We start from the raw sequence: 13,417 nt of genomic DNA on the forward strand, positions 1-13,417 counted from the left end.
GCCGTCACCGCTCGCGAGGGGGATGTGTGATGGTCAAGACAGTGCGGTTCCACGAGTACGGCGGCCCGGAGGTGCTGCGGCTGGAGGACGTGGAGGTCGGTGAACCCGGCCCCGGTGAGCTGCTGATCCGGGTGGATGCGATCGGCGTCAATCGCGCGGAAGCGCTGTTCCGCGGCGGCGACTACATCGAGCCCGTCAAGGAGTTCCCCGCCCGGCTCGGCGCGGAGGCCGCAGGCGTGATCGAGGCCGTCGGACCTCGGGTGACGGGCTTCGAGATCGGCCAACCGGTCAGCGTCCTGCCCGCGTTCTCGATGAACGACTACGGCGTTTACGCCGAGCGCGCCATCGTTCCCGCGGCCGCTGTGGTGCACCGACCTGAGGGGCTCGGTGCGGTGGAGGGCGCGGCGGTGTGGATGCCGTACCTGACGGCCTACGGGGCGCTGGTGGACGTCGGCGGGATGCGGGCCGGTGACACGGTCGTACTGACCGCCGCCTCCAGCAGTGTGGGTCTGGCCGCGATCCAGGTCGCCCGGCGCGTCGGGGCGGTGCCGATCGCCACCACGCGCACCGGCGCCAAGAAGGACGCGCTGCTCGAGGCGGGCGCGGCCGAGGTGATCGTCACGGATGAGGACGACGTCGTCGAGCGGGTTCTCGCCTCGACCGGCGGGCGGGGTGCCGAGTTCGTCTTCGATGCCGTCGCCGGCCCCGGCGTGGTGGATCTGGCCAAGGTGGTGGCCCCGGGTGGCACGCTCTTCCTGTACGGGGCGCTGAGCGGCGAGCCGACCCCCTATCCGGGGTTCGATCTCGGCATGCCCGCCCTGAACATGCGCACCTACACCGTCGTGCGCGAGACGACCGCCGATTCGCAGCGGTTGCGCCGGGCGACGGCGTTCGTGACCTCCGGCCTGCGCAGCGGTGCCTTCCGGCCCGTCGTGGACCGTACCTTCGGCCTCGACGAGATCGTCGAAGCGCACCGCTATATGGAGGCGGGCGCACAGGTGGGCAAGATCGTCGTCACCGTCGATCACTGAGCTGCCTCTCGCGGCCCTGGACCGCGATCCCGGATGCGTGGCCGGGCGAACCTACCGGCCGATCAGCGGTAGCACGGGGAAGGTGTGGTCCTGCCAGATCAGGCGGGAGGCCTCCTCCGGGTAGGCGCTGACGGCCGGCTGGGTGTCGAAGAGCTGTACGAGGCGTCGCTCGGTGTCGTACGGGGCCCAGCCCGGGTCACCGTGGGCGGCGAACGCCGTCCATGCGGCGCGCATGCGTGCCGACAGGGCCTCCGCCTCCGGGGAAGGGGCTTCGCCGATCAGCATGGCCGGCTGGCCGCGGTCGAGGTTGCCGAAGACGAGCGGTACGTCGAGGCCGTGACAGGCGCCGAGGGCGCCGCCCATGCCCGGAGCGGTCCAGGTCAGCTCGTAGACGTGGGCACGACCGCCGGAGGCCGTCTGGGCCTGGGCGAGATGGAGGCTCGGCATGCGGAACACCCAGTCGGACTGGACCAGTTCGTGGAGCTCCTCCGATCCCGCGGCCGGAAAGCCGTCGCGGTAGCGGCGTGCGCCGTCCTGGCCGGGGCCGAAGACGTCCAGCGCGGTCGCCGCCTGTTCCTGGGTCACCTGGCCCAGCAGGCCGTCCAGCGCGGTGAGCAGCCGCTGTTCGTCGCGGGTGTGGCCGACGAGGAGTCCGATGTCCCGGCCGGCACCGTCGGCCAGGGCCTGCCATGGAGTGACCGGCAGCGCATCGCCGTCGACGACCGGCGAGAACGGGATGGTCCTGTGCGCGACCGGACCCCAGCGTTCCGCCCACTGGGTCATCTTCGCGCCGACCGCGTCACCCGCGGCGGACAGCCGGGGCGGGGCCACCGCGGACAGGTCGGCCACCGTGGGCCGCAGCCCCAGCTCGGCGGCACAGGAGGCGGCGATGTCGGCGGCGAGATCCGGCGAGAAGAACGTGCCCTGCACACTCTGCGCGACGGCCCGGCCGAAGAGCCCGGCCGCACGCGGCATCGCCAGCAGCGCGGCGACCGATCCCGCGCCCGCCGACTGGCCGAAGACCGTGACACGGTCCGGGTCGCCGCCGAAGGCGCGGATGTTGTCACGCACCCACTCCAAGGCGGCGACCTGGTCGAGCAGCCCGCGGTTGGCGGGCGCCCCCTCGATCTGTCCGAAACCCTCGAGCCCCACACGGTAGTTGAACGTCACCACGACGACGCCACCCTCACGCGCGAGACGGCCGCCGTCGTACTCGGGAAGAGCGGACATGCCGACCGTGTAGGCGCCGCCCTGGATCCACACCATCACCGGCAGCCCCGCGCCCCGCCCCGGATCGGGCGACCAGACGTTGACCGTCAGCCAGTCGTCACCCGTCGCGCCCCGCGACAGCGCGGCCATGCCCAGAGCGCCACCCTGAGGGGGCGGGGGCCCGTACGACACCGCCGCCCGTACCCCGTCCCACCGCCGGGCCGGCCGTGGTGCGGCGAAGCGCAGCGTGCCGACCGGTGGCTCGGCGAACGGGATGCCGCGGAAGACCGCTACACCCGCCTCCCAGACGCCGTGCAACGCGCCGGTCACCGCGTCGATTTCGGGCCGGGGCCCGGACGGATCGGACGGATCGGATACGGCGGCGGTCATCACAACTCCCTCGCTGGGCAGGGTGGAGCGCGATCACGGACCGTTACGTCGGCCCGGACCCTCGGATCATCCCGCTGTGCCGTGATGCGTGCCAGCCATTTACGGAGCGGCCGTGGGCCGGCTCGCGGACCAGCCGGCGGTCCGGGCGGCGGTCCGGGCGGCGTGAGGTCCTCGTACCACCTCCCGACGCATGTCCCCGCCTGCTGCCCCACATCCCGTTCATGCAGGTCAACGGATGTTTCAGTGGTCGAGTGGTAGCGTCGTGCCATGACCCCGGAAGAGCTCGCCACCCTCGTGCACCTGCGCCGAGCGCGCGACCTGATCGACCGGGATTACGCACAGCCGCTCGATGTGCCGACGATGGCCCGCCATGCCCTCATGTCGCCGGCGCACTTCTCGCGACAGTTCCGCGCGGCCTACGGCGAGACGCCGTACAGCTATCTCATGACCCGCCGGATCGAGCGGGCGATGGCGCTGCTGCGTGGGGGCATGAGCGTGACCGACGCGTGCATGACGGTCGGCTGTACCTCGCTCGGTTCGTTCAGCTCGCGGTTCACCGAGGTCGTGGGGGAGACGCCGAGCGCGTACAGCAAACGGGAGCACCGCGCCGTGGCGGCGATGCCCGCGTGCGTGGCGAAGGTGCGCACCCGCCCGACGAGAAATCCACCGAGCAGGATTGAAGAAGCGGGCCGCGACGCCGCCACCTAACGTTGGCGACATGAACATCGCACTCCAGTACTGCCACATCACCGTCAACGACGTGGACGAGGCGCTCGCCTTCTACCGTGACGCCCTCGGCCTCGAAGGGCGCAATGACGTCGCTTCCGGCGGATTCCGCTGGGTCACCCTTGGCAGCGCTGCTCAGCCGGACCTCGAGATCGTGCTCTCGGAACCGCACGCCGGCCGTTCCCAGGCCGACGGCGACGCCCTGCAGGAACTGCTCACCAAGGGTGTCCTGCCGACTACCGTCTTCAGCACCGACGATCTCGACGCGACCTTCGAGCGGGTACGGGCATCCGGCGCCGAGGTCCTGCAGGAGCCCATCGACCAGCCCTGGGGCCCGCGCGACTGCGCGTTCCGCGACCCCTCGGGCAACATGGTGCGGATCCAGCAGAAGCCCAAGGCGTAGCGCTCGATCTGTCGCGAGGACCGCTCGGCGGCGCTCCTCGCGACGGATGGATCGAGCCGGGCGACCCCGACGGAGACCGCGAAGGCGGCCGCGGCCCCACTGATGGAGACACGAACACGATGAGCAAGACCTCGAGGACGGGCACGCAGTCGCCTGCGCCGCACGCCGCCGACAGCCACGATCTGATCCGCGTGCACGGTGCGCGCGAGAACAACCTCAAGGACGTCAGCATCGAGATCCCGAAGCGCCGGCTGACGGTGTTCACCGGCGTCTCCGGGTCGGGCAAGAGCTCGCTGGTGTTCGACACGATCGCCACGGAGTCGCAGCGGCTGATCAACGAGACCTACAGCGCCTTCGTGCAGGGCTTCATGCCGACAATGGCGCGGCCCGAGGTCGACGTGCTCGACGGGCTGACGACCGCGATCATCGTCGACCAGCAGCGGATGGGGGCCGACGCCCGCTCCACGGTCGGCACCGCCACCGATGCCAACGCGATGCTGCGCATCCTCTTCAGCCGGCTCGGGAAGCCGCACATCGGCCCGCCCGGCGCGTACGCCTTCAACGTCCCCTCGGTCCGGGCGAGCGGTGCGATCACCGTCGAGCGCGGCAACAAGAAGGCCGTGAAAGCGACCTACAGCCGCACCGGCGGCATGTGTGCGCGCTGCGAAGGCCGGGGCACGGTCTCCGACATCGACCTCACCCAGCTCTACGACGACGGCAAGTCGCTCAACGAGGGCGCGCTCACGATCCCCGGCTACAGCATGGACGGCTGGTACGGCCGCATCTTCCGCGGCTGCGGCTTCTTCGACCCGGACAAGCCGATCCGCAAGTTCACCAAGAGAGAGCTGTACGACCTGCTCCACAAGGAGCCGACCAAGATCAAGGTCGAGGGCGTCAACCTGACGTACGAGGGTCTGATCCCGAAGATCCAGAAGTCGATGCTGGCCAAGGACATCGACGCGCTGCAGCCGCACATCCGTGCCTTCGTGGAGCGGGCGATGACGTTCGGCGTCTGCCCCGAGTGCGACGGCACCCGGCTCAGCGAGGGCGCCCGGTCGTCGAAGATCAAGCGGATCAGCATCGCGGACGCCTGCGCGATGGAGATCAGGGACCTGGCCGAATGGGTCCGCGGTCTCAAGGAGCCGTCGGTGGCGCCGCTGCTGACGGCGCTGCAGGGGACCATCGACTCGTTCGTGGAGATCGGCCTGGGCTATCTCTCGCTCGACCGGTCCTCGGGCACCTTGTCGGGCGGCGAGGCGCAGCGCGTCAAGATGATCCGCCATCTCGGTTCCTCGCTCACCGACGTCACCTACGTCTTCGACGAGCCCACGGCGGGCCTGCACCCCCACGACATCCAGCGGATGAACGGCCTGCTGCTGCGGCTGCGGGACAAGGGCAACACCGTGCTCGTCGTGGAGCACAAGCCGGAGGTGATCGCCATCGCCGACCACGTCGTCGACCTCGGCCCCGGAGCCGGTACGGCGGGCGGCACCGTCTGCTTCGAGGGCACCGTCGAGGGGCTGCGGGCCGGCGGCACGGCCACCGGCCGCCATTTCGGCGACCGGGCCGCTCTCAAGGAGACGGTGCGCAGGCCCACCGGCTCGCTTCCGATCCGCGGCGCCACGACGCACAACCTGCGCGGCGTCGACGTCGACATCCCGCTCGGGGTGCTCGCCGTCGTCACCGGCGTCGCCGGCTCCGGCAAGAGCTCGCTCATCCACGGGTCCGTCCCGGCCTCGGCGGGCGTGGTGTCGGTGGACCAGACACCGATCCGCGGCTCGCGGCGGAGCAACCCGGCGACGTACACCGGCCTGCTCGACCCGATCCGCAAGGCGTTCGCGAAGGCCAACGGCGTGAAGCCGGCGCTCTTCAGCGCCAACTCCGAGGGTGCCTGCCCGACCTGCAACGGCGCCGGCGTCGTCTACACCGACCTGGCGATGATGGCCGGCGTCGCCACCACCTGCGAGGAGTGCGAGGGGAAGCGGTACCAGGCGTCGGTGCTCGAGTACCACCTCGGCGGCCGCGACATCAGCGAGGTGCTCGCGATGCCGGTGACCGAGGCCGAGGAGTTCTTCGGCGCCGGCGAGGCCCACACGCCGGCCGCGCACCGCGTCCTCGGCCGGCTCGCCGACGTCGGGCTCGGCTACCTGAGCCTCGGTCAGCCGCTCACCACCCTGTCCGGCGGGGAGCGGCAGCGGCTCAAGCTGGCCACCCACATGGCCGACAAGGGCGGTGTGTACGTCCTCGACGAGCCGACCAACGGCCTCCACCTCGCCGATGTCGAGCAACTGCTCGGCCTGCTCGACCGGCTCGTCGACTCCGGCAAGTCCGTCATCGTCATCGAGCACCATCAGGCGGTCATGGCCCACGCCGATTGGATCATCGACCTCGGCCCCGGCGCCGGCCACGACGGCGGCCGGATCGTCTTCGAGGGCACCCCCGCCGACCTCGTCGCCGCCCGCACCACCCTCACCGGCGAGCACCTCTCCGCCTACGTCGGCGCCTGACCGAGGCCCTCGCGGTCCCTGTACGGGCCGAGACCTGCATGGCAGTGAGGCGTGGGGTCGACCCAGAAGACGGTGCGTGCCCCGGCGGTCGCCTCGTGCACGAAGCCCCTGAGGGTTCACCAACCAGAACCCTTTCCGCGCGTCATCCCGAGGTGGAACGCGGCCTCCGCCACGAGGCGGACCTGCTTCGTCCCCTTGGTCGACGCCCCTGGGCAGAACGGTTTGCGATTTTCGAACAGGTGGCTGAGGCCGACCCCGGCGCCTGGCCGAAAGGACGACCCGCACATGACGCATACCGACGCCCGACCACCCACCAAGAGGACGTCCGCCGGGAGAACGACGAAACGGCCCGTCCCGCCCTGGGCGATGCGGATCGCCCGGCTCCTGCCCCTGCTCGCCCTGCCGGTGTGCCTGTGGCGGCTCCCCATCGGCTTCGGGTACATGATGGGCATGGACGTCGAACCTCTGCCGGTCGGCATCCTGGGCGGTTTAGCCTACGTCGGCGCGCTGAGCGTGCTGACCGAGCTCGCCGCGTTCGCGTGCCGCGGCCTGGTGAGCTGGTGGGGGGAGGTCGTGCCCGACTGGGTACCGAGGCTCGGCGGCAAGTGCATTCCGCCGGTCGTGGCGCTCGTACCCGCGACGATCGCCGGCCTCTTCCTCCTCTTCCTGTTCGCGGACTGGGTGGTGTGCACCTTCCACATCGCCGGTTTCGGGGACGGCCCATGGGACAACCAGGGGTGGCGGATCCTGGCCGCGACCGTCAGCGGCCTCTTCTGCTCGTGGGGTCTGCTCGTACCGGCCCTGACCTACGCGTACTGGCGACGCCGCTGCCGGCAATGGGCCGCCCCGGCCTCAGGAATGGCGGCGCGTACACCTCCATGTACGCCTCTGTGCCCGGCAACGCGCCCCCACATGCGGTGTCGTGCGCCTGGAGCCGCCCGGAGGGCGGGAGTAGTTTTCCGGCTCCAGGCGGACAGTGCGCCCTGCACATCTGTGCAAACGGCCTGCCCGCCGCTACCACCGGCCCCAAGAGGCCCTGTGCGCCGATGATCGGGGGATCGCATGCGCTGCTTGGTGGAGATACCTGTCGACGGCGCCGAGCCGGTTCAGGTGGAGGTGGAGGCCGCCCCGGGGGGCGTCGTGCGCGTCACCCGGCCAGGGGAGGTGGTCAAGGCCGCGGGGGAGTCCCTGGAGTCCGCCCTGGGGCGGCTGCGGTCGGTGGCCGAGACCCTGGCTTCCAGCCTGCGGGACGTGGCGCACGCTCCGGAGGAGATGACCGTCGAGTTCGGGGTCAAGCTGAACACCGAGGCCGGCCTCGTCATCGCCAAAGCCGCGACCGAGGCCAACTTCACGGTCGTCATGAAGTGGACGAAGCACCCGTCGTGACACCCCGGGAGGCGGACTGCGCGAGCGCCGTCGCGCGGATCGATTCGACGGCCGGTGTCGCCTGCGGAGGCGGGCTGCTCGTCTCGTCCGACACCGTGATCACGTGTGCCCACGTGGTGGCCCAGGCGCTGGCCCTCCCCGAGGACGCTCAGGAGCGTCCCTCGGGAGCGGTGAAGGTCGCCTTTCCCCTGACCCGTACGGGCCCCGCCAGCGCCCGGGTGCGTGAGGACGGCTGGTTCCCCATTGCCGCCGACGGGTCCGGAGACGTCGCCGTGCTCCGGCTCGAGCCGGAAGTCGACGAGCCCCGTCCCTTACAGCTGGTCACCGGCCAGAGCCTCTGGAACCACGGCATCCGGGCTTATGGGTTCCCGACCGAGGGAGACGAGGCAGGGGGAGCGTACGCGCGGGGAACGCTGCTCGGGCGGACGGCCGTGGGGTGGGTCCAGATCGACGACGTCCGCCCTTCCGGAATCCCGGTGGGACCGGGTTTCAGCGGAACGCCCGTCTGGGACGTCGAGCTCGGCGGAATCGTCGGCATCGCGGTCGCCAGAACACGCGACCCGGCCCTGCGGACGTCCTACATGATCCCTGTCGACACGCTCATCCGCTCCTGGCCGCGTCTGCGTGACCTGCTGCCACCCCCGCACTGCCCCTACAAGGGCCTTCACCCCTTCCGCGAGGGGGACGAGCTGTTCGGACGGACCGAGACCGTCGAGCGGCTGGCCGCCCGCGTGACGCGCGCAGGCACCCTGGCCGTCGTAGGGCCGTCCGCGGTCGGCAAGTCCTCCCTGGTGCACGCCGGGGTCGCGCGCCGGCTGCGGGAACGCTACGACTGCCTGGTCGTCTCCTTCCGGCCCGAGACCGACACGCGCCCCGCCGCGCCCCTGGCCGGAGCGCTGCTGCCGTACCTGGAACCGTCGATGAGCGAGGTCGACCGGCAGACGGAAGTGCCCAAGCTGGCCTCCGTGCTCGCCTCCGGCGGCCTCCAGCCCGTCGTGAGCCGCATCCTCGCGCTCACACGGGCCCGGCGGCTGGTCCTGGTCATCGACCAGTTCGAGCAACTGCTGGCTACCTGGCAGGAGGAGACCGCCGCTCTCGTCAGACAGCTGCCGGGACGGGACGGTCAGGCCGGCGGCCAACGTACCTGGCACGCCGTGGTTGTGCTGCGGTCGGACTACCTCGACGCGGCGCTGAGCCACCGCGGCGTGGCCGACGCGCTGGCCGAGAGCGTCTTCCCGGTCGTTCCACCGTCCGCCGCGTCCCTGCTGGAAGTGGTCGAGGGACCGGTCGCGGGAACGTCGGTGTTCTTCGAGGAGGGCCTCGCCACCCGGATGGTCGAGGAGGTGAGCGGTGAATCGGGAGCCCTGGCACTGCTGCAGTTCACCCTCACCCAGCTCTGGGAGACCAGGCAGAACGGCTGGATCACCCACCGTGCCTACGACGCCGCAGGCGGTGTCCTGGGAGCGCTGGCCACCCACGCCGAGCGTGTGCACGCCCACGAGCTGTCCGACGCCGACCGCACCCTGGCGCCCCGGCTGTTCACCCAGCTGGTCCGGCCCGACCAGCAGGGCCGTCACACACGTCGGCTCGTCCGCCGCACCTCCGTGCCGACGGAGGTCTGGGCGTTCGCCATGCGCCTGCTCGACAGCCGCCTTCTGACGGCCGACCGCACCGCCGAGGGCGAGGAAGTCGTGGAGCTGGTCCACGAAGAGCTCATCAGGCGCTGGGGGAGGCTGCGCCGCTGGGTGGAGGAGGACCTCGACTTCCGTACGTGGCAGGAGAACCTCCGGCACGCGCTCCACGACTGGCAGCGCGATAGCCGCGACAGCGGCCGGCTGCTGAAGGCGGCAGATCTTCGGGAAGCCTCGCGGCGGGTCGAGGAGCGGGCCGAGGACCTCTCGCCCCCGGAGCGGGAGTACATCGCGCTGAGCGTGGCCCACGACCGCCGAACACGGCGTGTCCGCCGCGCGGCGATCGGTACGGTCGGCCTCATCGTGGTGACCGCCCTCGTCCTGGGGGCGCTGTTCCTCCAACAGCACGGAGTCGCCCGTACCCAGCAGGCGATCGCCGCCTCCCGGGCCCTCGCCTCGGCGGCCGACGGCAACAGCAGGGCGCTGTCCGAGCCGACGCTGACGAACCTGCTGAGCATCGCCGCGTACCAGGCGCACCCCACTCCCGAGGCCTACGCCAACCTGTTCGGCCGCTATCTCGACACTCACGACTACGAGCGCGTCCTGGACGTCCCCGACCAGTCCGGGGTCCAGCTCACCACCGACGGCCGGTTCGCCGTCGCCCTCGGCCGCGAGGACGGTGTCAGAACGTGGGACCTGCACTCCTCGCGACCCGTACGACGTGACCTGCCCGGCTCCGGCTTCGGGCAGGTGGACCTCAGCCCGGACGGCACCAAGCTGGTGACGACCCACCGGAAGCGCGTGGTCGTGTGGGACCTCGCCCAGCACACGGCCATCAGCGATCGGACGATCGAGCCGGCGCCCGTCAGCGTGCGTTTCACCGGCGACGGCGCACTCGTCGTCCTACGGGCCGACCACAAGACGGTCTCCGTCGCACCGGCCGACGTGGCGTCCGGCAGGCTTCCCCCGCCGGGGGTCGCCGTCCCGGCCGAGGGGCTGGACGCGATCCTCGGCCGAGGACCGAGCCCTACGACGCTCGTCGTCCGGCACGCGGGGGCAGTCGCGGTGTGGGACCGCGGCACGGGCGCCTTCCGGAACGACATCAAGGCCGGGAAATCGGCGCTCGTCAGCGGAGACGGCCGCGTTCTGGCCGACGTCATGTGCGAGAACACGGACGCGGGAGGTTCGCTGCAGCGTGTGCGCACGTGGGACCTGACCACAGGCAAGGCCGGCGGCTCGTTCACCAGCGGCGACCTCGGCTGTCGCGACCGTGGTGCCGTCCGCCTGGACACGCGGGGCCGCTACCTGCTCATCAGCACGCCCACCGCGGCCCGGCTCATGGGATACACCCCGCGGACCAGCCTGTCGGTCTGGGGCGTCACCACCGGCCGACTGACAGCGATGCGGGTCCTGCCGACCCGTGGTCTCAAGTGGATCCAGGCAGCCGTGGACACCGGCCGCCCCGACGAGCTCCTCCTCGCCATCGACCAGGTCACCTCGGTCGGAATACTCCGCCTCGGGCTCCGTACGCTCGAATCGCTGCCGCAGAGCAGCATCACAGCTGAACCGAGCCCGCGTGGCCACTACCTGGCCACCGTCTCCCACAGCGTCGACGACATCGCCGACGTCCAACTGCGCCTGTGGGATCCCCTCGGCCGCAGGACCATCTCCGCGACCGCCTCCGATCACACGCTGGCCGCCACCGCGCGCATGGTCTTCACCAGGGACGAGAAACACCTGATCACCACGACGAGCGAGCCGAACGACGTCATCGTCTGGAGCATCCCCGAGCTGAGGCAAGAACACCGGATCACCCTCCCCACGACCCGCCGCGCACCACGGACCGGAGCCACCCCCACGCCCGAACTCGCCGTCGACTCGGAAGAGCACCTCCTCGCGTCCTGCGAGGGCCTGATCAGCCGCTGGGATCCACGCACCGGCCGAGCCGCGGGAACACCGGGAAAGGTCCAGGACACCGCAGGCGTCAACACGGTCGTCGACGGAGCGGCCATCACCCCACGGCTCGCAGCTCGGCCCAACGCCGCCCAGTACGCCACAGCGGTCAAGGGCAGCGCACACATCGGAATCCACGACACCACGACAGGCGCCCTACGGGCCACCCTCGACCTCCCCGCCGGAACGGACACCACCGACCTGCACTACGCCGGCGATCGCCTGCGCGCCCTTGCCGCCGACGGCACCCTTCACACCTGGGACGCCGCCCACGGCTACGCCCCCTCGTCGGACATGCGGCTGCCCGCCTCCTCACGACTGACAGCGAGCGACCGGCTCGCGGTGGGCGACGGCCAGCAGCTGGCGATCTGGAACCTCCTCACGCGGACGCGAGAGCGCGCCATACCCCTGGAAACGTCACCGGCCACGCTGGCGCCGACCACCGGCCACCTGCTCTACGGCGCGAGTTTCGACGACCAGTCATTCGTCGGGCACACGCGCCGTTCATCGTGGGCGGTTCTGCCACTCGCCCCGGCCACGTGGATCGCACACCTCTGTCGCATCTCCTCCCGCACGACCCTCACCCCCGCCGAACTCCGCTCCGCTCCCGCAGGGACGGCACCGCACCCGACTTGTGTATGAGAGGGAGAGCGGGCTCCTCGACCGGTGACGATAGGCGCCGACCACCGGGGCAAGGGCTACGCGGCAGAAGCCGCCGTACTGTTGCTGCGCTTCATGTTCGCCGAGGAGTTCGCCCGGCCGCACTCGATGAGCGAAATGCGAGCCGGGCGGGGCTCCCGCCGCGCCGAACCGGAGGCCTAGGTATCGGGCCGAGCCCATGTACGGTCATCCGCGCCGTCGGGCTGGGCGTTCAGCCGGGGCAGTAGGCGCGCGTAGTGCCGACGGAGCCGGTCGTGGCCATCCGGCGGGCCGCAGACCGCGCCTGAGGCTGCGCGAGGAGGGCAGGGGCGGTAGAGTGGCCCTCACCCGTGAAGGGCAAGTTCACGGGCGAGGACCGAGCTGGGACTAGTTAGTCCGCCCCTAATGTGTTTGGGGGCGGGCTAGTCACCGGCCCCGCATCCACCTCCACAGTTCCCGGATCACCGAGGCGATCCGCTCGTGCAGAGGCTTCTTGCGGTGGCGTCCCATGGACGCTCCCCTCCAACAGGTGTGGCCGTTGCCGGTGGCCACTCCGGAGGAGACCCGGATCGGGCCCCCTGGGTGCGAAGCCCGAGCCTCAGGGGACTCCTCGTGGAGGGGAGCGCACCGCAGTGCGCCTGCGGAAGACCTTAGCGGTTCCGGAGCCGCCCGGGTTGCCTTTCCAGGCGCGAACTACTCTGCTGAGGCAGGTGCTTTCGGCTGCCATCGAGCGGATTCCGCATCCGCCCTCTGATCAGCCGTAGCCCGGACAAGTGTCTTGCACGGCCTGATCCCGCGGGGGGTTCACGAGCTGAAGAGGGACCAGGCCCGCAGCGCCGTCGGTCCTCTTCGCCCCGGAGCGCGCCCTGCAAGTAGCAAAGGGGCGGTGGCGTGGCCCCTCCCCAAGAGAGGCCACGCCACCGCGGTCGGACGAGCGTCAGGTCAGGGCGTCAGGCACCCGGTACCTGGATGGATGTGATGTCAGCCGGCCCATGCCTCGATCTTGGTGGCCTTGCTGCCCTTGATGGTGAACTTGATGACGTCGCCCTGCCTGGCGGCCACGGTGGCGTAGTTCTTCTTGCCGTTGCAGCCGGCCTTCGCGGAGTCCTTCTTGTTCTGGCTCACGTTGCGCACCTCCAGGGACATCGAGCCCTTCCCCGTGCAGCTGATGGCCCCGCGAGCCATGGTCAGCCCGCCGCCGGGCTGCTGGTGCCCGGAGGAGTCCCAGCGGTGGTCGTGCGACCGGAGGTAGGCCTGGCTGATGTCGACAGGGCCCCACTGGCGGTACCAGCGCTCCTGGACCTGGGGCGCGGTCACGGTGGTGCCGGACGCCGGAGCGGCGGTGGCGGCCGGTGCCGCCAGCGCCAGCCCTCCGCCGAGTGCGGCGGTCACGGCCACGGCGGCGATGTTCCTGCGTACGTTCATGAGGTGGATTCCTCCCCGTTGACGAGTCCGTCGGTGAGTGGTGGTGCGACGGGCGGCGCGGGGTGGACCGCACCGCCCGTCGGCTTGCGGGAACGACTCTGCTGTGCCGCGTCCGCG

At 71.0% G+C, this 13,417-nt stretch carries 10 protein-coding genes; 8 read left to right on the forward strand and 2 right to left on the reverse strand.

Annotated features, from left to right (window positions below; genetic code table 11):
* Positions 1 to 29: 29 nt before the first annotated feature.
* Positions 30 to 1,031, forward strand: coding sequence for a zinc-dependent alcohol dehydrogenase family protein (locus AB4K12_RS03715; RefSeq protein ID WP_368432782.1), 1,002 nt, complete (start codon positions 30 to 32; stop codon positions 1,029 to 1,031).
* Positions 1,032 to 1,082: 51 nt separating this feature from the next.
* Here the strand turns inward: AB4K12_RS03715 and AB4K12_RS03720 are convergent, their stop codons facing one another.
* Positions 1,083 to 2,630: a carboxylesterase/lipase family protein gene (locus AB4K12_RS03720; RefSeq protein WP_368432783.1), complete on the reverse strand. Its 1,548-nt coding sequence runs from the start codon at positions 2,628 to 2,630 to the stop codon at positions 1,083 to 1,085.
* Positions 2,631 to 2,897: 267 nt separating this feature from the next.
* Between AB4K12_RS03720 and AB4K12_RS03725 the strand changes: the two genes are divergently transcribed.
* The 7 genes from AB4K12_RS03725 to AB4K12_RS03755 all read left to right on the forward strand — a co-directional run bounded on the left by AB4K12_RS03725 (position 2,898) and on the right by AB4K12_RS03755 (position 12,058).
* Positions 2,898 to 3,338 carry a helix-turn-helix transcriptional regulator gene (locus tag AB4K12_RS03725; protein WP_368432784.1) on the forward strand — a complete coding sequence of 147 codons (441 nt, stop codon included), beginning with the start codon at positions 2,898 to 2,900 and terminating at the stop codon, positions 3,336 to 3,338.
* 10 nt (positions 3,339 to 3,348) lie between these two features.
* On the forward strand, positions 3,349 to 3,759 hold the full coding sequence (locus AB4K12_RS03730) for a VOC family protein (protein WP_368432785.1): 411 nt from the start codon (positions 3,349 to 3,351) through the stop codon (positions 3,757 to 3,759).
* Positions 3,760 to 3,878: 119 nt separating this feature from the next.
* Positions 3,879 to 6,266, forward strand: a complete 2,388-nt coding sequence (locus tag AB4K12_RS03735; RefSeq protein WP_368432786.1) for an ATP-binding cassette domain-containing protein — start codon at positions 3,879 to 3,881, stop codon at positions 6,264 to 6,266.
* Positions 6,267 to 6,551: 285 nt separating this feature from the next.
* Entirely contained in the window at positions 6,552 to 7,316 is a 765-nt protein-coding gene (locus AB4K12_RS03740; RefSeq protein WP_368432787.1) for a hypothetical protein, read from the forward strand.
* Between the two features lie 24 nt (positions 7,317 to 7,340).
* Entirely contained in the window at positions 7,341 to 7,652 is a 312-nt protein-coding gene (locus AB4K12_RS03745; protein ID WP_368433144.1) for a CU044_2847 family protein, read from the forward strand.
* Positions 7,631 to 11,878, forward strand: coding sequence for a trypsin-like peptidase domain-containing protein (locus tag AB4K12_RS03750; RefSeq protein ID WP_368432788.1), 4,248 nt, complete (start codon positions 7,631 to 7,633; stop codon positions 11,876 to 11,878). Before AB4K12_RS03745 ends, AB4K12_RS03750 begins: the two co-directional genes overlap by 22 nt.
* A 24-nt stretch (positions 11,879 to 11,902) precedes the next feature.
* Complete coding sequence (locus AB4K12_RS03755) at positions 11,903 to 12,058, forward strand: hypothetical protein (protein WP_368432789.1); 156 nt, start codon at positions 11,903 to 11,905, stop codon at positions 12,056 to 12,058.
* Positions 12,059 to 12,856: 798 nt separating this feature from the next.
* Here AB4K12_RS03755 and AB4K12_RS03760 read toward each other — a convergent pair.
* The gene (locus tag AB4K12_RS03760) at positions 12,857 to 13,300 is read right to left on the reverse strand and encodes a hypothetical protein (RefSeq protein WP_368432790.1); all 444 of its coding nucleotides are present in this window, start codon (positions 13,298 to 13,300) and stop codon (positions 12,857 to 12,859) included.
* Between the last annotated feature and the right edge of the window lie 117 nt (positions 13,301 to 13,417).

The sequence above is a fragment of the Streptomyces sp. C36 genome (assembly GCF_040932295.1).
In the GTDB taxonomy this organism is placed as follows: Bacteria; Actinomycetota; Actinomycetes; order Streptomycetales; family Streptomycetaceae; genus Streptomyces; species Streptomyces triculaminicus.